13 protein-coding genes and 1 pseudogene are annotated in these 21,590 nt (G+C 68.9%); 9 read left to right on the top strand and 5 right to left on the bottom strand.

Features of this window, described 5'->3' with window-relative positions:
* Window positions 1-67: 67 nt before the first annotated feature.
* Both Sdagh_RS25950 and Sdagh_RS37045 read right to left on the bottom strand, forming a co-directional pair.
* Window positions 68-244, bottom strand: a complete 177-nt coding sequence (locus tag Sdagh_RS25950; protein ID WP_226535809.1) for a hypothetical protein — start codon at window positions 242-244, stop codon at window positions 68-70.
* 109 nt (window positions 245-353) lie between these two features.
* Window positions 354-491, bottom strand: a pseudogene (locus Sdagh_RS37045) (alpha-L-arabinofuranosidase C-terminal domain-containing protein); the annotation flags it as partial.
* 1,046 nt (window positions 492-1,537) lie between these two features.
* Here Sdagh_RS37045 and Sdagh_RS25960 point away from each other — a divergent pair.
* Window positions 1,538-1,792 carry a hypothetical protein gene (locus Sdagh_RS25960; RefSeq protein ID WP_190078162.1) on the top strand — a complete coding sequence of 85 codons (255 nt, stop codon included), beginning with the start codon at window positions 1,538-1,540 and terminating at the stop codon, window positions 1,790-1,792.
* A 248-nt stretch (window positions 1,793-2,040) separates the two neighbouring features.
* Window positions 2,041-2,496 carry a TolB-like translocation protein gene (locus Sdagh_RS25965; RefSeq protein ID WP_190078163.1) on the top strand — a complete coding sequence of 152 codons (456 nt, stop codon included), beginning with the start codon at window positions 2,041-2,043 and terminating at the stop codon, window positions 2,494-2,496.
* Between the two features lie 28 nt (window positions 2,497-2,524).
* Here Sdagh_RS25965 and Sdagh_RS25970 read toward each other — a convergent pair whose 3' ends face one another.
* The 3 genes from Sdagh_RS25970 to Sdagh_RS25980 form a co-directional block, all read right to left on the bottom strand.
* Complete coding sequence (locus Sdagh_RS25970) at window positions 2,525-4,237, bottom strand: sigma-70 family RNA polymerase sigma factor (RefSeq protein WP_190078180.1); 1,713 nt, start codon at window positions 4,235-4,237, stop codon at window positions 2,525-2,527.
* Window position 4,238: 1 nt separating this feature from the next.
* Window positions 4,239-5,483 (bottom strand): alginate lyase family protein, encoded by a 1,245-nt coding sequence (locus tag Sdagh_RS25975; RefSeq protein WP_190078164.1) that lies wholly within the window; start codon window positions 5,481-5,483, stop codon window positions 4,239-4,241.
* A gap of 301 nt (window positions 5,484-5,784) precedes the next feature.
* Window positions 5,785-9,207: a putative Ig domain-containing protein gene (locus tag Sdagh_RS25980; RefSeq protein WP_190078165.1), complete on the bottom strand. Its 3,423-nt coding sequence runs from the start codon at window positions 9,205-9,207 to the stop codon at window positions 5,785-5,787.
* Window positions 9,208-10,901: 1,694 nt separating this feature from the next.
* Here Sdagh_RS25980 and Sdagh_RS25985 point away from each other — a divergent pair.
* The 7 genes from Sdagh_RS25985 (at window position 10,902) to Sdagh_RS26015 (ending at window position 21,568) form a co-directional block, all read left to right on the top strand.
* Window positions 10,902-13,742 (top strand): Tat pathway signal protein, encoded by a 2,841-nt coding sequence (locus Sdagh_RS25985; RefSeq protein ID WP_190078166.1) that lies wholly within the window; start codon window positions 10,902-10,904, stop codon window positions 13,740-13,742.
* A gap of 293 nt (window positions 13,743-14,035) precedes the next feature.
* Entirely contained in the window at window positions 14,036-15,064 is a 1,029-nt protein-coding gene (locus Sdagh_RS25990) for a LacI family DNA-binding transcriptional regulator (protein WP_226535849.1), read from the top strand.
* Window positions 15,065-15,321: 257 nt separating this feature from the next.
* Complete coding sequence (locus Sdagh_RS25995; protein WP_189424345.1) at window positions 15,322-16,335, top strand: hydroxyacid dehydrogenase; 1,014 nt, start codon at window positions 15,322-15,324, stop codon at window positions 16,333-16,335.
* 392 nt (window positions 16,336-16,727) lie between these two features.
* Window positions 16,728-18,062 (top strand): ABC transporter substrate-binding protein, encoded by a 1,335-nt coding sequence (locus tag Sdagh_RS26000; protein ID WP_190011688.1) that lies wholly within the window; start codon window positions 16,728-16,730, stop codon window positions 18,060-18,062.
* 22 nt (window positions 18,063-18,084) lie between these two features.
* Complete coding sequence (locus Sdagh_RS26005; RefSeq protein ID WP_190011689.1) at window positions 18,085-18,969, top strand: carbohydrate ABC transporter permease; 885 nt, start codon at window positions 18,085-18,087, stop codon at window positions 18,967-18,969.
* The gene (locus Sdagh_RS26010; protein WP_189424332.1) at window positions 18,969-19,883 is read left to right on the top strand and encodes a carbohydrate ABC transporter permease; all 915 of its coding nucleotides are present in this window, start codon (window positions 18,969-18,971) and stop codon (window positions 19,881-19,883) included. Before Sdagh_RS26005 ends, Sdagh_RS26010 begins: the two co-directional genes overlap by 1 nt.
* Window positions 19,880-21,568, top strand: a complete 1,689-nt coding sequence (locus tag Sdagh_RS26015) for a glycoside hydrolase family 43 protein (protein WP_226535811.1) — start codon at window positions 19,880-19,882, stop codon at window positions 21,566-21,568. The genes Sdagh_RS26010 and Sdagh_RS26015 overlap by 4 nt, the downstream gene beginning before the upstream one ends.
* The last annotated feature ends 22 nt before the right edge of the window (window positions 21,569-21,590 follow it).

Here is a 21,590-nt window from a genome sequence, read left to right on the forward strand (position 1 = left end):
TCGCGGTCAGTGCTCATCGGCGAAGGTGAGGGCGACGGTGACGTAGGAGTGCGTCGGCAGGTCGACCTCAAGGCCGCTCCGGCGTGTTGTGCGCCTGCGGGTTCGGCGCTGTCGAGACACGGGCCTGGTGCCCTGTCACCGTGTCGCCACGCAGGTCCAGGACGACGGTGCGCGGCTGGTCGGCGTCCAGATGGGAGAGGGAGATCAGAGCCCCGCCGTCCTTCGTGGAGGCCGACGCAGACAACAGGGGCAGGTTCTTGCCCTCGGCCTCGCGCCGCGCGTCCGGTGCGCCAGGACGTGCACCGTACCGCGGTGGCGTCGTGGTGGCCCACGTTCATCTCGAAGACGTAATAGGTCGGCGTGCGGGCCAGGGCCCCGGTCCCGGGGTCGGTGAGGAGCATGGCCTGGAGCACGTTGACCGTCTGGGCGGTGTTGGCCATCACGGGCCGGTCCGCGAAGGCGTGGAAGGCGTCAAAGTGCACGCTCGCCACCAGCGTGTCCCGCAGGGAGTTCTGCTAGCACAGCAAGCCGGGGTCGGTGCCTTCCTCGCCGTTCCACCAGGTGCCCCACTTGTCGAGGACCAGGCCGATCTCCCGGTCGGGGTCGTAACGGTCCAGCACCGGGAGTGCCGCTTGAGCAGGTGTTCGATCCTGCGGGCCCGCAGCATGGTGACGTAGAAGTCGTCCGCGGTGAAATCAGTGGCGTGCCCCTTGTCATCCCAGGAGCCGTTCATCGCGTAGTAGTGCAGATCGCCTGGAAGGGGCCCGGGTTGCGCCGCAGGTGAGGCAGCCGAAGGACTTCGTCAGCGCCTCGGTCCACGCGTAGCCGTCCACGTTGGCGCCGGCCGCGATGGGGTAGAGCTTGTTGTCGCCCTGGTCACGGCAGTAGGTGGCGTACTGGCACGCGAGGTCGGTGTACGCCTCGGCGCGCCCTCGTTGGGCAGGGGCGAGTCCTCGCCCACCCAGAAACCACCGTAGACGCAGCGTCCGAGGCGCTCGGCGAAGCGACCGTGGAGATGACGGCTGACGATGGCGCCGGGCAGGTCGAGGTTGACGACGATCCGGGGCCGTGAGCTGGTCGTGGAGGGGTGGGTCCTCATCCGTGCGCAGGTGGTTCCAGGCAGACCCGGGGTGGGCTGCCTGGACTGTGGAATGGGTGGGTTCCGTACCGGCCACGTGGGCGCCGGGCGGACTCCTGGGCTGTCCCGGCCCGTCGAGGCCTTGTCCGCCCGCGGCATCGAGTCCCGAGCCCGGTGCCCGGCGTGCTTTGCGCAGGTCGTCTCCGTACCGCGGGGCTCACGCGCACGGCCGCCGACGAGCGGCAGGGTCGACGGGGTCTTCGCCCTCACGGACGTCGTCGCTCTGGGCGCCCTGCACCAACCTGCTGCCGGGCGCCCCGGCGACGATCCGGCTCCGCGGCAGACCTACCTCCGTGACGTCGTCGCGGGCACCACCCGCCTGGTCTCGGCTTCCCTCGCCGGAGTTCCCGGTGACCTCGCCAGCACCCCCCGGTCATCACTCCCGACGGCCGGCACATCGTGTCCTACTCGTCCGCCGGCAACCTGGTCGCCGGTGACACCAACGGCTCGACCGACGAGTTCGAGTTCGACGTGCGCACCGGCGTCACCACCCGGGTGTCGGTCGCCGGTGGCGGGAGCCAGGCCGACATGGGCGTGCTGCCGGGCTTCCAGCAGCCGCCCGCAGTCTCCGACGACGGACGCGAGGCCGTGTTCTCCTCCAACTCCACCAACCTGGTCGCGGGCGCCGGCAGCGCCTCCGGATCCGCGGTGTAGGTAAGGAACCCGCGCACCGGCACCACGGCGCCGGTGTCGGCTCCGGCCACCGACAGCCTCAGCCGCAGCCAGGTGATATCCGGCGACGGACGGTTGGTGGCCTCCGCGTCCGCCGCCGCCGACCTGGTGCCCGGCGACACCAACGCCCAGTACGACGTGTTCATCCGGAACCTCAGGACCGGAGACGTCCAAGGGGCTCGGTCAGCTCCACCGGTGCAAAGGCGACGGGGGGTTCCAGCACCTCGCCCGTGTTCTCCCGGGACGGTTCCACCGTCGCGTTCACCTCCGGGGCCGCCGGACTGACGGCGGACGGGCCGGCCAACCCCGCCGGTGACGTCCTCGTGCACAGTCTGCGCACCGGTACGACCGTCAAGGCGTCCCTCGGTCTCGACGGCCTGTCCGGCAACGGCTGGAGCGGCAGCCGGGCCGCCTCCCTGTCGGCCGACGGCCGTCATGTCGCCTTCCAGTCCTTCTCCTCCAACCTGGTCGCCCAGCCGCTGAACGGCGCCTACCAGGTTTTCGTGCGCGACCTCCGGCTGAACACCGCATGGGTGGTCACCAGCACGGCCACCGGCGGGGGCGGCGGCTATGCGGGCGCTGTGTCCGCGTCCGGACGTCAGGTGGTCTTCTACTCCTGGGCGACCGACCTGGTCCCGGGCTGGGCCGACGGCGGCGCCCCGCAGATCTACCTGCGCCGGATCTGAGTACCTGCCCACGCCGCCGCCGGACGCTTCAGGGCGGTCCCGGGCGGGACCGCTGTGGCACCGCTTCCGGCGCGTCCGGGGACTCGCGCGTGAGGTACTGCGGCACTGGTGCTCGATCCGTCCCGGTGTCGCGCACCAGTCCGTAGCGGACGACTCCGTCCCCGGGTGCCGTCCCGACGTCCTCGGTCACCGCGGTCCAGCTGGACGCCTCCACGAAGAGGTTGTAGTCCGCCCCCTTCTCGTTCTGGTGGAGGGTGACACTGCCGTTGATCCAGAAGTACTCGTTCTGCCACATCTGCTGGGCGCCGCCGGGCAGCACGGTGGCCCCGTTCACGGGGTCCTCCATCCAGGTGGTGCCGTCGGCGACGCCGGGCCGCCGGTCGTCCATCCGGTGCCCGCCGCCCGAGGCCACGTGGAAGAGCCGGCCGGTGAGCCCGGTCCACGTCGGCATCACCAGTGCCCCGGCCCGCTGCGACGGCAGCACCTGCCACCGGACACGGACATAGCCCACCCCGGTGAGGGTCACCGACTCGCCCCGGTGCGTCAGTCCGGCGGCCGGCGCCCCCGACAGGACAACGCGCGTCTCGGCGCGTCGGGGCAGCGCCGCCGGCGGGGCGCCGGCCGCGGGAGCGGAATCGGCCGTGTCGACGACGGTACCGTACGCGGCGTGCGGCGCCGCCGGTGTCGCGGTCGGGGACGAGGACGGGGACGCGTCCGCCCGCGACGGCGTCGCCGGCGACGCGTCAGGGAAGGCCGCCGTCGGCACCGGCGCGCTCACGGCCGGCGCGGCTCGCCCACCGGAGGGCTGCGGTCGGCCCGTGGAGGAGGCCGCCATGTAGAGACCTCCCGCCACGAGAGTGACGCCGGCGGTGGCGGCGACCGCCGGTTTCGTCAGGACGGCGATGCTCTTGGCCGCCCATGACGCCGGCGCCGCCGCGGCAGCGGTCTTCCCGCCGCCGGACAGGATGGACAGGGTCAGCGCCACCGGTACCGGCACGAGCGCCATGCCCGCGAGCAGTCGCTCGACCGGCACGTGCTCCTCGTCGGGCGTACCGCACCGGGCGCAGCCCCGCACATGGCGGGCGATGCGCTTGCGCCAGACGGAGTCCACCCGCCCCTGGCGGGCGGACTCCTCGCGGGCGAGCTCCGGGCAGCCTGAACCGAGGGCGCGGACGATTCCGCGGGCGGTCTCAAGGCGGCCCTTCAGCCGCTGGACGCGTACGGCGGCGTGCTGCCGGGTGATGCCGGCCGCGGCGGCCAGTTCCCGCCGGGTCAGCTCGCCCGCCGTCTCCAGCCACCACAGGGACAGCAGTTGCCGGTCCTCGGAGTCGAGCCAGCGCACCGCCTCCGTCACCTCGCGCCGCTGTCCCTCCAACTGGAGTCGCAGCACGGTGAGGTCGGCGAAATCAGCGGCCGCGGCTGTGTCGTCGACCTCGGCGCGCCGCACGTGGTCGCGGGTCCTGGCCCACTCGCGCACCTGCCGCATGGCGATGGCGACGAGCCAGGACCGGAAGGAATCCGGGTCGCGCAGCCCCTCCAGGCGGTACACCGCCCGCACCATGGTCTCCTGGACGACATCGTCGACGTCGGTGTGACCGTTCAGGGCGCGGCCGACCACGTTGTAGACGAGCGGCAGCCAGCCCTCGACCAGGGCGTCCCGGCTCAGGCGGTCCCCGTTCTGCGCGGCCACGACGACATCGCGCCACTCCCGCCCGTCCACGGGCGTCCGTGTGCTTCTCACTTCACTTGGCGTACGCCAGGGTCCCGAAGCCGAGCTGGTCGTAGCCGCCGCTGTTCGGGCCGTAGTCGCCGCCACCCCCTTCCGGCCTCGTCTTCTCCGCCATCGCGGTGATGTACGGCACATCCAGCCTCCGTCGCCGAGCATAGTGATAGTGCAGCAGGTCCCACACCGGCCGTACCCCGCCCCGTCCGGCCTCGGAGATGACGGTCTGCGACATCATGCTGCCCCGCTGGCCGGTCCCCCAGGTGTAGCTGGTGAAGGGGACGTCCTGGCCGAGGTTGTACTTGGCGACGTACTGCGCGGCCTTCATGAACCGGTTGTCGTCCCAGCCGTACAGGTCGACCTTCTGGTTCCAGGCCATCTCGCAGATCGCGCCCATCTGGCCCATGCCCATCAGGGTGTGCCCCTGGTCACGGCCCGACTCCTGCCACTGACCGAGGGCGTACCCGTCCACATCCTCGTACAGGAAGGGGACGGCATGCGGGAGGGAGCCGTTGCCCGCACCCGTCTTCATGTACTGCACCGCGCGTCGGAACTTGGCGCGGTCGTCGCACAGGATGCCGATCGCCATCAGGGAACCGACGTTGCACAGGTCCCAGTTGGCCCAGTAGTTGGTGATGTAGGCGTCGTTGTGGTGCGTCAGGAAGTCGTCGTTCATGGGGTAGAAGACGTCCAGCATCATCTTCTTGAACGCGTCCAGGTCGAAGTCCGCGTGGTCCCGTACCAGTTCCGCCGCGTTCGCGAACTGCCAACCGTAGATGCCGGCAGCGAGGAAGCGGTCGGCGTTGCCCTCGACGGCCTTGAGCTGCGAGGCCCAGGCGTTCAGGATGGCGACGGCGGTATCCCCGTTGGCCGTGGTCCCGCCGATCCGCCATCGCAGCGCGTTCTGGTAGGCGGCGTGGATGTCGTTGTACAGCATCGTGTAGTTCTCCCCTGTCCCCCCGCGTACCACGGTGGCCCGGGGACGGGGTGTCCAGCCGCTCTGCGCGTGGGCGTTGGACGTCAGACGGTTCCAGCCCTTCAGCCACGGGTCCTGGCCGGCCGCTACCCGGACCTTGGCCCGGTTCAGGTCACCGGCGTTGTGCAGCATGCCGGGGTGCGTGAGACGACGGCTCTGCGCCGCGCCCGCCGTGTCGTGGCCGCTCAGGGTGAGAGCGGCACTGCTGACGGCCCCGACGGTCGCCAGTGCGCCCGCGATACCGAGGGCGCTGCGGCGGCTGAGGCGGTGCCGGTTGTGTTCTGCCATGGGGATGAATCACTCCTTGCGCGTACTGAGGTGCATGTGGTGCGCACAGGAGACGGGCCCGGACCGGCTCGATAACACTTTTTCCCCTGGCTCAGGCCCGAGCCGCCGATCGGGCCTCCCCGACCCGCTCCGGATCGTCCGGACACACACGTTCCGGACGTACACCGCAGGCCCGGACCACCGCAGGACTGGGCCGCCGAGGTCGGCAGGCCGCTGGGCCGGCGCGGTGTCGCCGCTCCGCCGGCGTACGTGGGGTGGCCGGGACCGGGTCGCGGGGGCACGGGATGCGGGCCGGTGCCCGTCAGCTCGCGTCAGGTGCCGTGCAGGTACCGAAGAACCGGAGTTCGGAGACGCCGATGATGTTCGTGTTGGACAGGCGGATATACCGGTAGGGCACCGGATCGGAGGTGGTGTCCGTGCGGGCGAGGTTCTGCCATTGCAGGACGGACTGGGCGGTCTTGGTGATGGCCGTCCAGGTGGTCAGGTCGTTGGAGCCGAGGAGTTGGAGGCCGCCGGCCCGAGCAGGGCCGTAGGCGTCCTGCCGCACGAGCAGATCGGCACGGTCGAGGGCGAGCGAACCGCCCTCGTGGAAGTCCCAGACTATGTAGTACGCGCCGTTGACCGCTCGGGTGTCGGACCAGGTCAGAGGCTTCGCGTCGAACATCACGGCGGTGCCGGCCTCTTTGAGGGAGGTCTCGGAGGCGCCGGTGAGGCTCACCAGGTCCGACTTCGCCATGACGTCGTCGACGAGGTTCTTCTCGTTCGAGAGGTAGAGGTACGAGTTGTCAGTGGTGGCGTAGAGGGTCGTCCCCTTGACGCCGTCAGCGGTGCGGTAGTCGGCGCTCCAGCGCAGGTTGCGGCCGGAGTCGATGTCGTCGGGGAGGACGACGCTGGCGCGGAAGGCGGTGTCGCTGTCCGCCGTGATCCGGGCCGCCTGGCCCTCGATGGTCACCGCCAGTCCGGTGACCGCCTCCTTGGCGACGAAGGTGACGGTGACGGTGTCCCCGTTCACGGCACGGCCGGGGAGGGCGTTGCTGGAGGTGAGACCGACCGAGGACATCTTGGTGACGGTCTCGTGACGGCTGCCGTGGACGCGCAGCTCGCTGAAGGAGGAGATGCCCGGGTAGGCGGGGTCGGTGGGAACACCGGGATCGTCGACCTGGACCTTGAGGTAGCGGTACTGCTCGTCCTGCAGTGCGTCGAAGACGTCGATGGTCTCCATGGCGAAGTTGTCGTCCGTGGTGTCCGTCGTCTCGCTGACGGTCAGTTTCGTCCAGGTCCCCCCGTCGTTGGAGCCGTAGACGTTGGCGCCCTGCGAGCGGTTGGCGAAGTTGTACCGGGCCCGGAGACCGAAGGCGGTCGCGGTGAAGCGGTAGTCCGCGCCGAAGTCGAGGACGAAGGGCGCCCGGAGGTCACCGCTGGTGGTGTTGAAGTCGCCGTCCGTCATGTTGGCGATGGCGGCGGCGGTCAGCGTGGGCGAGGTGACCAGGGCGGGGTAGGCCAGGCTGCCGTCGTCGCTCAGGAGCGGGGAGAGGAGCTGGAGCTTGGCCACGGCCGCCTGGAGCGTCACCAGGTTCCCCAGGAACGCCTCGTCGTCCGCCGTGTCGATCGACGCCTTGACGGAGTCGGCGACGGGCTGGAAGGCGGCGAGGGAGACGGTGGTGTAGGTGGCGATGCCGTCGAAGCCGCCGAGAGCGAGCTGGTGCGCGGCCGCGCGGTCGGCGGCCACCGCGACGGTGACGTCGAGGACCGTGTCCACCGTGCCGTCCGAGGCCACCACGTGGAAGGTGTGCGTGCCGATCTGCGAGGCGCCCGGGGTCCAGTGGAAAGCCCCGGTGGAGGCGTCCAGTCGCGCACCCGGGGGGAGTTTTTCGGCCCGGTAGATGAGGGTGTCCGCGGCGTTCGAGTCGGTGGCAGCGAGGGACCGGGTGAGGGGCACCTCCTTGAGACCGATGATCGTCGTAGAGTCGCCCTGCGGGAACAGCGGCGGCGAGAGCTGGCTGGCCGCGACGAGGTTCACATGGTCGAGATCCACGGTGGTGCCGGGCGAGCCCTTGATCCTGAAGAACGCGATGTAGTTGCCGACGAGGGAGGCGGGGATGACGGACGCCTGGAGGTTGTAGGTGAGGTACCGCCATTCGCCCTGCGTGTCGGGCACGGTGAGCCTGTAGTAGGGGGTGGATGACCGGTCCCGGCCGATCTCCAGGGTCGCGGAGGCGTTGGTGCGGACACGGACACCTACCGGATAGTACTTCGAGGTGTCGCCGTACATGAGTTGCCGGACGGCCACGACACTGCCGTCACTCGTGGGCCTGACCCGGACGAACTTGTGCCCGTCCTCGTCCCGGACCTTGGACCTGCTGTCCAGCAGAACCGCCTTGGTCGCGAACGGCACGTTCGGGCCGGCCGGCACCGCCGGAACGGGGCCGGCGGCGGCCTTGGGCAGCGAGAGCCAGTACTCGGAGTTCTGCTGTTCGGTGTTGGCCCAGAAATTGGTAAGGGCGCTTCCGTGGTAGTAGACGGGGCCCTCGGTGTGGAGATTCGCCTCCAGGACGCCGGGCGCCTGCTCGCGGAGGTCGACGGGCTCGTCGTAGGTGTACGTGTAGTACACCTCGTCCAGCGGCTTGAACAGACGTCCGCGGTAGGCGTCCGAGAGGGTGCCGACACCGCCCGTGGTGTCGACGTAGGGGACCGCGTACCCCAGCATGTAGCGGTAGATGGCGTCGGCTCCGGCCAGCAGGCGATTGTCGAGGAAGCGGTACGGGCTGACGGCGCCACGGGCGGTGGAGACCGTGCCCTTCTCCGGGTGCAGCAGGGTGCCCTGGGCGGTGAGGATGCGGGCGATGTTCGCGACGGTGAAGACGTTGTCCTCGGCGTGCGCCAGGTCGCGCCCCATCTCCTGGACCTGGACGAAGGTGTGCCCGTGGGTATTGAGGGGGTCCTTCTTGTCGACCTTCACGAAGTTCGTGGCGAGCGCGCCGTTCTGATGGGGCGCCGTGGTGGTGCGGTTGAAGGTGAACCACTCGACCCCTTCCCGGTAACGGTCGAGGTTGTCGGTGAAGATGTATCCGGCCAGTGCTCCGATGAGCGGGTAGAGGTGCTGGTTGTAGTAGTAGGTGTTCTTGTGCAGGAACGTTTCGGTCATCGGGACGATGAGGTTGTCCGTCAGGTTCGTGGTGTCGGCGTCGTTCCAGGCCAGGTCGTACTCCGGGTAAGCCGTGTCATGGTCCGTGGCGCGGAAGATCTCGGCACCGTACAGCAGCCGGAAGAGCGGGACGCCGGAGTGGATCTGGGCGTCCGCGTAGTAGGCGTACTTGTCCGGATCCATGTGACTCCAGATCCGGATGATCTTCATGCCGTTGGCCCGGTAGACCGGGTCGCCGGTGAAGAAGTACAGGACCGCTTGGGTGAGCACGCCCCAGGAGTCCGCGATGAGCTGTGATTCCGTGCCCTGGGAGGTGAAGGCATCGTTGGCGGGCCGGTCGGGCACGCTGCTCACGTTTTTCGACACGAGGGTCGCGGAGGCGTACGGGGTCTGCCGCACGGCGGCGTAGGCGCTCGCCCAGGGATCGATCCCGGCGAGCACCTGGCTGCGGGCGAGGCGCAGACGCTCGGCTGTGATCCCGACGCCGGGGTGGACGAAACCCTGTTTACTCCTCCACGTCCGCAGGGTCGGCAGGCCCTCGTCGGCCGCCATGTCGGCGACGGCGCGTCCCGCTGCCACGCCGGGCAGGCCCAGGGCAGCGACCCCCAGCGCCGCGGCGGTCAGGAGGGCACGGCGGGAGAGACGCGGTGGGCAAGACAGCTCGGGACGATCGGACATCTGCGGCTCCGGAAAGGATGAACGACTCGGATAGAAAACGATTACTGACCGTAGGGTGGGCCGTCCGGCAGCGTCAAGACTCCTGCACGGCGCCGAAGTCGCAGACTTGCGCCGAGGGCGAGACATGGGAAATGGGTAAGGACAATGGATCACCTCCCTGGCCGGGCTCACCTACGGCGGACGTGCCACTGAATCGCTGTCCCGGGATGTCGCGCCCGGCAGGCACGTGTCGCGGTAGTGGTCGTCATTGTTCTCCGTTCGGGAGGGGGCCGTTGGAGCTTCCCCTTCACCGTGGACACCTGGACACCGTGGCTTTGGTTGGGCCTTGCCCCCGAATCCTGGACACGGGTTATACGGCTGGTGCCGGCGTAGTCGATGTCGTCTCGGACGCTGTCTCGCAAGCAATTGGGCTGCGATGTCCGAGGCGGGAGTGACGGCGTCGGGTGTTGTAGCGGTGCAGCCAGCGGAACGCGTCACCAAGGGACGGGTGATCTGAAGCGCAGCTTCGTACGCCGAGGGATGGGGAACGGGCGCAGGGCCTGTTCCGGGCAAGCTACGCGGCGGCGTGATCACCCGCCGCTGCCGGCCTCGTGGCGGTGAGCTACGTGTCGGGCGCGTTCTGCGAACCGTAGGCAGTCGACGCAGCAGCTTGCGCCGCATGACCCCTATGAGTCGACATGTTGATTGACTGGGTGGCAGCCCTCGAACTCCAGGTGCCAAGCATGGCCGTCGGCATTGACGACTCCGCCCGTGAGCGGGTTGGGTTTTGGTCCCGCAGCGCTGGCTGATCCAGGGAACCTCGGCGTGGCGAGTCTGGACTCGGCGACTCGGCTGCGTGCAGGATCACCTGCGCTACGGTCAAGCGCTGCGGAGAACGCCGTGACACTGGCGGCACTGATCGACGCCGAGAACGCCAAGTTCGCTGCCCTGCGCGGTGAGGCCGAGATTGGGTGACACCCCGTCAGCCGAGGCAGGGCGGGCAGCGGGCTGCCTCGCACTCTCGGTTGCGCACTGATGCGCTGGAGTCGCCTGAAGTCATTGCGATCAGGGGTTCTGGGCCGGCCCGGCTTCGTAAGCAGAGGCAGCCATGGGCAGCGGGCTGCCTTGCGTATGGGGCTCGGTGCCACGGCCGTTCTATCCGAAACCTCACCCCTGGGGCTTGACGCCACGTCTTCGCGGCGTGAAGCTCTCCAGAAACAAACGATTACTACCGAACGAGATCCTTGCCTCGTCGGCGCGGCACACTCTGCGGTGTGCACAGAAACGGCCTAGGCGTCGCGCCGGACGATAAGTCATCCAGGCCCACGCACACCCTTACGACATCCCCGCACCAAGCGAAGGGCACTTCCCACCCAGTGGCGACGGCAGCCACCCACGCTGGAGCCGTCATGGGCGGGGCACCAGCAGTCGGTGCGTCCGCCACCGTGGACGACCTGACATCCAAGGACCACACGGTGCCGATCCGTCCTTCCACTTCTGGGCTCATGAACCCCGCAGCACCGCCGGGCTTGTGCGTACTGCACGGGACGCCGTCCGCGGAAGCCCACGCCCACCGATGCCTCAACTGTGCTCCCAGAGCCGAAAGGACAGCTGGCATGCCCACGAACTATCCGCGCAGGTCCATCCTGAGAACGGCCGCGGCCACCGCCGCCGGGGGGTGGCTGTGGCAGGCGAGCACACTGGACGCCGGGGCCGCCGCCCATGCCGTCCCGGCCGAGGCCGGCCCCCGTGACACCCTCGTCCTGGGAAACACCGCCTCAGAACGCCGGCACACCCTGACCTCGACCCGGTCTGATCTCATCTCTGGCGGACTGGGGCAAAGCGCTCGCGTCCTCAACCCAGGGGACGCGGCGAGCTTCTGGGGCGGCACGCTCACCGCGCATATGGCCTGCAACCCCTCGGGGGCCACCTACGTCACCGTCAAGTTGTGGGGCTCCGACAGCGGTGCGGACCTCGGGCGGTTGCAGCTCTTCGCCGACGGCAAACAGGTCGGCCACTTCCACCTGGGCGCCGTCGATCCGCTGGACATCGCCAGCGCCGAGCCCCGCACCCCGGAGCGCTTCTACTTCCACACGCTCCCCCTTCCGCTCGCCATGACCGCGGGGAAGAAGACCCTCTCCCTCGAGATCCGCTCCACGGGAGCCCTCTCCGGCTACGCGACCACAGCCACGGCGTACTACAAGGACAAGGTCGGGCCCAGTCGCGGGATCTACCGGGTATACACCCATGACGAGCCCTACCTCGCCCTCGCCCCGGACGACGTCACGGGTGTCATGCCCGAGCCCGCCACGCGCACCTCCCCGGGGCAGGAGGTGGTCGAGCGCATCAACACCCGGGTCAACGCTCAGGTCGCCACGGAGATGGCACGCACCACCGCGCAGCTCGACCTGTGGTACCTGGACTTCCTGGCCCGCGCCCACGGCATGCCGTCGACCCCCGCGTACCGCAGCACCGCCGTTGCCCCGCAGGTCGCACGCAGCCTGGACGGCATCTACTGGAAGTACACCGCCGACGCCGCCGTGATGACGGACTCCAGCCAGCAGTGGATGGGGCTCGGCCGGGCCGGCCTCGTCCTGCTCTGCCTCTCCGACAGCATCCAGCCCCTGCTGGACGAACCCGTGCTCGGCTCCCCGTACGGTCTGACCAATCCCGGTTTCGAGATCGGGACCACTGCATGGAGATCCGCCACCTGGTCCGGCAGCGGCACCGCCTCCCGTGACACCACGGTGCACCGCTCGGGCAGCGCCTCAGCCAAGATCACGATCCCGGCCTCGGGCACCGTGGGCTACAGCACCAGCGTGAAGATCCCCGTGGACCAGGGAACCTACATCTACGGCGCCTGGGTCAAGACCGAGAACGTGGGCACCGACAGCGCCTACCTCGACGTCGTCTTCCACGACGCGAGCGGCCAGCAGGTGGGCAGCGACAACAAGGGCTACGCGGCCGGCGGCACCCACGACTTCGAGCACGTCACCTTCGCCTGCGCCACGCCCGCCACCGCAACCCACGTCACGGTCAGCGTCCGTCTCTCCGGAGCCGGCATCGCGTGGTTCGACGACCTGACGATGACCGGGCCGGACGGCTCCGGCCACGCGCCCGTCGTGCGCCGCGCCGCCTGGACGAAGATGCTGCTCGACAGCCGCGAGTACTGGCGCCGGCGCATCCCGCAGTACACCAACCAGGCCATCATCTGCGCTATCGGCCTCTACCTCGCCGACCGCGGCCTGACCCTCCTCGGATCCGACGCAGCCTGGGGTGAGAGGAGAGCCCGCGACTACATCTACCAGTCCGTCGGGCTGGCGCCCTGGCTCGGCCCCGAGGAGGAGGACGGGACGCCGACGAAACCACTGGGCAGCTCCTACTACCAGGTGAGCAAGAACGGCCTGTCGAAGGAACTCGGCTACGTAGGAAACTACGGTGAACTGCAGGAATGGCTGTCCATGGTCTACGACGCCGTGATCGGCATCGGCGGCGTCGACGACAACGTCCTGCGCGACCACCTGAGCACGATGGCCAAGACCCGCGCCGTCTTCCACTACCCCGCCCTGGACGGAGACGGCTACCAGGCGATGCGCCTGGAGTCGGTCGTCGGCTGGCGCGACACGGAATACCCCGGCGACATCGCCTACGACGAAGGCAACAAGTGGGACGGCCACCCCCTCCACCTGGCCACCCTGCTCAAGGACGCCGACTACACCTCCTACGCCCGTCAGTCCCTCACCGACAACCAGGTCTTCCACGTCCTCGACCAAGCCGCGGCACTGACCGCGTCCGCCCGCACCAACCTCAACCTGCTGAGCGTGGCTGACGACTACCGCTACATCGCCGCCGCACCGTCGAGCGGTGCCCGCATGCCGATGACCCCGGGAGAGCCCGACTTCGTCTTCAGCGACGAGGAGACCGGTGTCGTGGCGGTCAAGCACGGCAGCGAGATCCTCTACGTGTCCTTGTACTGGCGCGCGCGCTGGGGCATCAACTGCCTGGCCCGCATCCACCACATCGCAGCCGACGGCATCGAACGTTCCGCCACGGTCTGGCAGCACGTCAAGTACCAGCCCGACGGACGAAGCTTCGCCGAGCCGGACTGGACCAACTGGGAGTTCACCGTCGGCGATCTCGACATACCCGACGGGGGCTTCCCCCCACCGGGCCCGGCCCTGCACCAGGCGTTCGCCGGTCAGCCACTGCCCTTGGCCAAAGCCCCCGGCGATGTGCCGCCGCGCGCCCCCGGCGTGGAGAGCCCCTTCGCCGGCCGCGCATCCTTCTACCGGTGCCAGTACGGCCCCTACCTGATCGCGATGAACACCTCCAGCGACCGCACCTACACCCTGGACACCAGGACTTTCGGCCCGTCGAGGAGCCTCCCGACCGGAGCCAGGGCCGTCGGGGACCTGCGGCTGAAGCCGGGGACCACCGTCGTGCTCAGGAGGGGCTGAGACCCCGCGGGTGCCCAGGCGTCGCTCCGGCTCGCGCGGGAGCGACGCCCTCCCGTCCTTCTCGGCAATGGGGGCGACGCAGGGCGAGACCAAGCCCTTCTTCCCTCCTGCGGGAAACGATTACCGGTCCTGCCCGGTCTCTGCCCTGCCCACGGGTCGGCAGCGCATGCAAGATGCAGTAACGTCGAGCCGTGACTGACAGCGTGAATCATCAGGCGGTCGACAGTGCGACCAAGACTTCGAAGGGCAAAAGGGGAAAGTCCCGGCGCGGGCCCGCGGACAGGCCCAGCACCATCACCGACGTGGCCCGAGAGGCCGGAGTCTCCGTAGCAACCGTTTCACGCACCCTGGCCGGCAACTATCCGGTTTCGGAGGAAACCCGGGCGCGCGTCATGGCCGCCGTCAAGTCACTGCACTATGTGGTCAATGTCCACGCCAAGGCTCTGTCCGGGCGCGTCGCGGGCCCCGTCGCCCTGGTGATCAAAGACATCACCGGCCCCTCGCTCGCCCACGTCGCCGCCGGCGTGGAGCAGGAGGCGGCCTCCCTGGGCAGGCTGAGCCTGGTGTGCGCCACACACGACGACTCGGCCCGCGAGAACGACCTGGTGCAGCTCATGCGGGAGCAGCATGCGGCAGCCGTCGTCCTCGTGGGCAGTGCCGCACCCGACGAGAGCTATCAGCGCCGCATGAGCGAATACGCACGGGCGCTCGACGCGGCCGGCTCCCGGCTGGTACTGGTCGGCCGCCCGGCGCCGGCTCCGGGCCTGCCGGTCACCGTGGTCGACTACGACAACCGCGGCGGCGCCTTCCAGGCCACGTCACACCTGCTCGCATCCGGCCATCGCAGCGTGCTGTTCCTGGGCGGTGAGGCCGGGCTGAACAGTCCGGACGAGCGCCGAGCCGGCTACCTGGACGCACTGCGCGCCCACGGGGTCGCCCTCCGCGCCGAGGCTCTCGACACGCAGGGCCCGTACACGCGCGTCTCCGGCTATGCCCGCACCCGCGACGCCCTGCGCAACGGCGTGGAGTTCACCGCCGTGTTCGCGGCCTCGGACATGGTCGCCCTCGGCGCCCTCGCAGCGCTGCGGGAAGCCGGACGGAGTGTCCCGGACGACGTCTCGGTCGTGGGGTTCGACGACGTCCCGTTCGCCACCGACCTGACCCCCGCGCTCACCACGATCCGCGTGCCCTACGAGGAACTCGGCCGCACTGCTGTCCGTCTGGCCCTCACCCGCAGGGACGCCATGTCCGACGACGACCGGGTCGTGCTCGGCACGCAACTGATCATCCGGAAGTCGGTCCGCCGGCTCGCCTGGCAGTAGGCGTCTGGCAGCCTCCATGAGGCGTCTGTGCCGTACCCGACAGTGACCCACTGAGGCGCCCGCCGCATCCGCCGACATCTCCGGCGCCCCCTTCGGGAACGCTGCGGAGTCCTCCCTCACGCAGGCCGCGGCATCCGGGCAAAGCATCGCAGCCTCTGCCCGGCTCATTGACCAGCGTTCCGGGGCGAGCTTACCGTGGCTTCACGGCAAACGTTTTCTGTCGTCCAACCCGTGATTGCTCGCTCCTCAGGAGAGTCATGCCCAGCGCCCCACTTCCCCGAGCGGTCTTCGCCCTGGACCCGGTTCACCTTCCGATGCTGTTCCCGCCGGCGCTCATGGCCAGGCTCCAGGCATCGGCCCGGATAGACCCCGACGTCGTTGTGCGGGACTTCGCCGACCCCAGGTCGGCCGCGGCTCTCGCCGGGGCCGACACGCTGATCACCGGATGGGGGTGCCCCCCGCTCGGGCCGGAGGTCCTCAAAGCCGCGCCGCGGCTGCGGGCCGTACTGCACGCGGCCGGCTCCGTCCGCGCACTCGTCAGCGACGCGCTGTGGTCCCACGGGGTCGCCGTGTCCAGCGCGGTTGCCGCCAACGCGGTCCCCGTGGCCGAGTACACCCTGGCGATGATCCTGCTCGCCGGCAAGGACGCTTTCGCACAGCGGGAACGCTACCGCGACACGCACGCCTACCCCACCGCGGTCCAGACTGCCGGTATCGGCAACGTCGGCCGCCGCGTGGGGATCATCGGTGCTTCCCGCGTGGGCCGCCACCTGCTGAAGCTCCTGCGCTCCCACGACCTGGAGGTTCTGCTCTACGACCCCTACGTGGACCCCGCCGAGGCCGCCGGCCTGGGCGCGGCGCTCATGCCGCTGGAGGAGCTGCTGCGGCGCAGCGACATCGTCAGCCTGCATGCGCCCGACACGCCCGAGACCCATCACATGCTCGACCGCACCCGGCTCGCCCTCATCCGTGACGGCGGGGTGCTCATCAACACCTCCCGAGGGGCGCTCGTGGACCACGGAGCACTTGCCGCCGAACTGGTGGCGGGCCGGCTGCAGGCCATTCTCGACGTCACCGATCCGGAGCCGCCTCCGGCCGGCTCGCCGCTCTACCGGCTGCCCAACGTCTTCCTCACACCGCACATCGCTGGTTCTCTCGGCAACGAACTCGAGCGGCTCGGTGCCGTCGTGGTGGACGAGGTCGCCCGCCTGGCCGCCGGGCAGCCGCTGGTCCATCCGGTCCGCCGGGCCGATCTGACGCGCCTGGCCTGACCGCCGCGACGTTCAGCTCGACATTGTGAGTAATCGTTTACGGTCCACTTCGCCGCCCGATGAGGTCAGCTGAGGCGTCTCCCGCTCTCCTGCCCGGACCGGGCCCCTCCCAGGGGCGTACCTGGGCTATGAGCAGTCAATATGAGGCCATCCGGGCAGGCTCGTGGAACGCCGAATGAACCCAACGGACAAGTAGTCGAAACATTTTGGGCCGCAGCTCTTGCTCTGATACGCAGGCTGAACGTAGCTTCCATGGGAAGCGATTACTACAGTTTTGTGCTGCGGTGGGTCGTCGCCGTACCCAGCCGGCTTCCCCGGCAGTCCACTGCGTTCCGCGCAGTCCTCTTCCTCCCTCCTGGCGAGGGCGTCCCTCAGTCGAAGGATCTGGGTCAATGAAGTCCATCAGTCCGCGTCGAAGCGTTCGCCGAGCCGCCACCGCGACGTTTGCGCTGTCCATTCTGCTCACCGCGTGCGGCGGGTCGGGCGGCGACGACGATGCCTTGAGCCAGGGCCCCATCACGCTGGAGTTCTGGGGGTGGGCCAACGGCCAGGAGGCCGTGGTGAAGGCGTTCAACGCCGCGCACAAGGATGTCCAGCTCAAGTACACGAAGGTCACCGATCAGCTCGGTACGCAGAAGCAGCTCAGCAATGCCGTCAAGGCCGGCAACGCCCCCTGCCTGGTCCAGAACACCGCCGAGTACGTGACGAGCTGGGTCTCACAGGGGGCTCTCGCCGACATCACCCAGTACGTGAAGTCGAAGGAGTCGGCCTTCAATCCCGGAGCGTGGGCCGGGGTTCAGGTCCAGGGCAAGGTCTACGGGGTCCCCACCAGCTCGGCGCCCTCCTTCACGATCTACCGCACCGACGTGTTCGAGAAGTACGGGCTGGAGGCGCCTGCCACCTGGGACGACTTCATCGCCGCGGGTGAGGTGCTGAAGAAGCACGGCATCAAAATCACCAACTTCGCCGGGGAAGACCCCAGTGTCCTGGAGGTCCTCGCCATGCAGGCCGAGGCCCACTGGTACGCCATCGACGGGGACGCCTGGCGAGTGAACTTCCGGGACAAGGGGAGCCTCCAGGCCGCGGAAGTCATCCAAGAGATCATCGACAAGGACCTCAACTCCAAGCTGTCGTTCGCGGACTACGCCGCAGTGCAGCGCAACTTCGACAGCGGCGGTACGGTCACACGTCAGATCTCCACCTGGCAGATGTCCGGCATGGTCCAGAACTTCACCGAGTCTCTCGGCGACTGGGCCCTCAGCCCCTGGCCGGCCTTCGCCGGCTCGGCCGTCCGCACCCCGGCCGGCACCAACCAGAGCGCCGGACTGAACCTGGTCACGGAGCAGTGCAAGCACCCCGAACAGGCTGCCGAGGCAGCACTGTGGCTGTCCACCGATCCGGGGGCCGTGAAGACCATGGCCACTCCGGGCACCGGCAGCGGAGTACTGCCGGCCCTCAAGGACAGCAGCGCATACACCGACGTGACCATCTCCAAGGAGCTGCTGGGCGAGAACTACGAGCCGGCGAAGAAGATCGTCAATGACAGCCTGGACACCGTCAACACGGACTGGACCTTCGGCCCGAACTGGACCGCCATGTTCACCGAGCTGCAGAGCCAGTGGGGCAAGGTCGTCAGCAAGGAGCTGAAGGTCACCGAGCTGCTGACCCACATGCAGAAGTGGACCGTCGATGACCTGAAGTCCCGCGGCATCAACGTCAAGGGCTGACGAAGGCAGAGGCAGAACGCTCATGATCTCCTCCCTGCGATGGAAGGGCGCCTCCTTCACGGCGCCGTTCCTCCTCGGTTTCGTCTTCCTCTACCTGCTGCCGATGGGCTACGCCGCATACCAGTCCCTGTTCCGCGAAGAACAGTCCGGACTCGGTCTGGGCGGCTCCAGCCAGAGCTTCGTCGGCCTGGACAACTACCTCGAAGGACTCACCGACAGCGCCTTCATGGGCTCGGTCCTCAGGGTGGCGCTCTTCGCCTGCGTACAGATCCCGCTGATGCTGCTCATCAGCCTGGTGCTGGCCCTGCTGCTGGACTCGCTCACCTCACGCACGGCCGGCCGGTTCCGCATCCTGCTGCTGGTCCCGTACATGATCCCCGGTGTCGTAGCCGCCATCGTCTGGATCAACCTCTACAGCCCGAACGTCGGCCCGCTCACCCCGCTGGGCGACGCACTGGGCTTCGACTGGGACTTCTTCACCCCCTCGATGGTGTGGCCCTCCATCGGAAACCTCCTGACCTGGCACGGCATCGGCTACAACATGGTGATCATCTACTCCGCGCTGCAGGCGGTTCCCCGTGAACTGTTTGAGGCGGCCCGGCTCGACGGGGCATCGGAGTGGCGCATCGCCCGGAGCATCAAGATCCCTTACGTACGCAGCGCGCTGGTCCTGACCGGCCTGCTGTCCATCATCCAGATGCTGCAGATCTTCAACGAGCCCGCCCTGTTCCGCAACGTCACACCGCAGACCGTGGACGACAAGTTCACCCCCATCATGATCATCTACAACGCCGCGTTCAACGCCGGCAACTACCACTACGCGGCAACGCTGTCGGTACTGCTCGCCCTGATCCTCGGCATCGCTTCCTTCGTGTTCTACCGGCTCACTTCGAAGGAGGCCGACTGATGACGCTCACCGAGCACACCACCGACAAGCCCCGCGTCCGCAGCGTGCAACGCGTCACACGGCCCGACCCGGCCTCCCGCTCACGCGGTGGCCAGCGCTTCGTTCTCATCGGCCTCATCCTCGCCTGCGCCTACAGCCTCTTCCCCCTGTGGTGGCTGATCATCGCGGCCACCAAGGACCGCGTGGGCCTCTATCAGAGCAACGGTCTCTGGTTCTCGGGCTGGCACCTCACGGACAACCTGCACCAGCTGTTCACCTACGAGGGCGGCATCTTCCTGCGCTGGACAGCCAACTCACTCCTGTACGCCGGCGTGGGAAGCCTGGGCGGCACGCTGATCGCCCTCGCCACGGGTTACGGCCTCGCCCGCTTCACCTTTCCCGGCCGCGGCCTCATCTTCGCCTGCGTCGTGGGATCGTTCCTGATCCCGATCGCACTGCTCGCCCTGCCGCTGTACCTGGTCTTCTCCGACATCGGCCTGGTCGACACGCCGTGGGCGATGCTCATTCCGTGCCTGATCAATCCCTTCAGCGTCTACCTCGCCAAGGTGTACACGGAGGCCACCATCCCCTTCGAACTGCTGGAGGCCGCGCGCATCGACGGAGCGGGCGAGCTGCGTATCTTCTTCAGCATCGTGGTCCGCATGATGACCACCGGCGGTGCGACCATCTTCCTCCTCGCCTTCGTGAACACCTGGAACGCCTTCTTCCTGCCCCTGACCGTCCTGCGCGGCGAGGAGAACTGGACGCTCAACCTGGGCCTGTACAACTGGTCGGGCAAGCGCCTGGAAGCCGGAGTGGACCTGACCAGCCTGGTGCTGACCGGTGCTCTGCTGTCGATCGTGCCCATGGCCATCCTGATGATCGCCATGCGCCGCTACTGGCGTTCCGGCGTCACCCTGGGAGCGCTGAAGTGACCAGCCCCGTACCCGACGGCACGACTGTTGCGCGCAACCCCGTCATCCGCGGTTTCATGCCCGACCCGTCGATGATCCACGTCGGCGACTGGTACTACGTGGCCAACAGCTCCTTCGAGTGGTTCCCGACCATCCCCATCCACCGCTCGCGGGATCTGGCCCACTGGGAGTACGCCGGCCACGTGCAGGGAGCCGCTCCCGGCGGGTCCCTCGCCGGCGTCCCCGACTCGGGTGGCATCTGGGCCCCGTCCATGAGCTGGGACGGCGAGCGGTTCTGGATGGTGTACGCGGTGGTGCGCTCGGTGGGCACCCCGTACTTCGACCTGGACACCTACATCACCACGGCCAGCGACTCCCGCGGCCCGTGGACACCGCCGCGCCGGGTGGCCAGCCACGGCTTCGACCCGGCGCTCTTCCACGAAGACGGCCGCCTGTGGCTGCTCAACCTGCAAAACGACCACCGGCCGGGCGGCCAGCGCTTCAGCGGAATCGTCCTCACCGAACTCGACCCCGCCAGCCTCGCCCCCGTCGACGAGACACGACTGCTCCTCCAGCACGACCGCCTCATCGAAGGACCCAAGGTCTGCACCCGCAACGGCTGGTACTACCTCACCCTCGCCGAGGGCGGCACCGGCTTCGAGCACGGTGTCCGGATGGCGCGGAGCCGCAGCCTCGGCGGGCCCTACGAACTGGACACCCTGCCCCTGCTGACCACGCGGGACGACGCCACGCTTCCGCTGCAGAAGGCCGGGCACGGCGAACTCGTCCAGACACCGCACGGACAATGGGTGCTGTGCCATCTGGCAGCCCGCCCCCTGCAGACAGCGGCCGGTCCGCGCTGCACCCTGGGCCGGGAGACCGCGATCCAAGCGATCACCTGGGACGAGGAGCAATGGCCCCGCCTGCAGCAGGGGGGATGGCATCCGGCAACCGAGGTCACCGTGGCGACCACGCCCTGCGCACCGCCTTCCCCGCGCCAAGCAGAGCCGACATCGCTGAACTGGCCGTGGAGCACACTGCGTGAACCGCCCTCTTCCACCTGGGCTGACACCACCACCCGCCCAGGGTGGATCCGGCTGCGAGGCCGGCACGGCCCCGAGTCACGGTGGGAACAGAGTCTGCTCGCCCAGCGCCTCACCGAACACCACGCCACCGCCCAGGTCACCGTCGACGCCCGGCCGCGAACCTTCACCCAGGCCGCCGGCCTGATCCTGCGCTACGACGCCGCGGCCTACCTCTCACTGGACCTCACCTGGACCGAACCGGACGGTGAGGCCCAGCGCGGCCAGCAGTGGCAGTCAGCGGGCCGGGTCGTCCTGAGCCTCGTCGAGCGCGACGAACACGGCGCCCGGCAGGCAGCGCTGCAGGAGATCGAACCGAACAACCCCGTCACACTCGGCGTCACCATCACCGGTACGTCCGCCCGCTTCTGGTACGCCACCGACGGGCAGCGCACCCAGATCGGACTCCCGCTCGACTGCACCCGCCTCTCCGACGACCACGGAGGAACCCTCCGCTTCACCGGAACCCTGGTCGGCATCCACGCCCGCGACCTCGTCGACGCGTCCTTCACCGCCGACTTCCGCGACTTCCGCCTAGCCTGCCGGCCCTGCGCCGAGAGCATCGGCCTCCTGACCCCGTCATCATCCGCGCGAGCCGCCGCACACCCATCGCCGCATCCGTAACCCCACAACGGCCCCTCCACCT

It is taken from the genome of Streptomyces daghestanicus (genome assembly GCF_020521275.1).
Taxonomy (GTDB): domain Bacteria; phylum Actinomycetota; class Actinomycetes; order Streptomycetales; family Streptomycetaceae; genus Streptomyces; species Streptomyces griseoviridis.

Bases quoted from the DNA above. Each gene is read 5' to 3' on its own strand.
- Sdagh_RS25995 (WP_189424345.1), top strand. From the start codon at position 15,322: ATGCCCAGCGCCCCACTTCCCCGAGCGGTCTTCGCCCTGGACCCGGTT.
- Sdagh_RS26005 (WP_190011689.1), top strand. From the start codon at position 18,085: ATGATCTCCTCCCTGCGATGGAAGGGCGCCTCCTTCACGGCGCCGTTC.
- Sdagh_RS25975 (WP_190078164.1), bottom strand. From the start codon at position 5,483: ATGGCAGAACACAACCGGCACCGCCTCAGCCGCCGCAGCGCCCTCGGT.
- Sdagh_RS25985 (WP_190078166.1), top strand. From the start codon at position 10,902: ATGCCCACGAACTATCCGCGCAGGTCCATCCTGAGAACGGCCGCGGCC.
- Sdagh_RS26010 (WP_189424332.1), top strand. From the start codon at position 18,969: ATGACGCTCACCGAGCACACCACCGACAAGCCCCGCGTCCGCAGCGTG.
- Sdagh_RS26000 (WP_190011688.1), top strand. From the start codon at position 16,728: ATGAAGTCCATCAGTCCGCGTCGAAGCGTTCGCCGAGCCGCCACCGCG.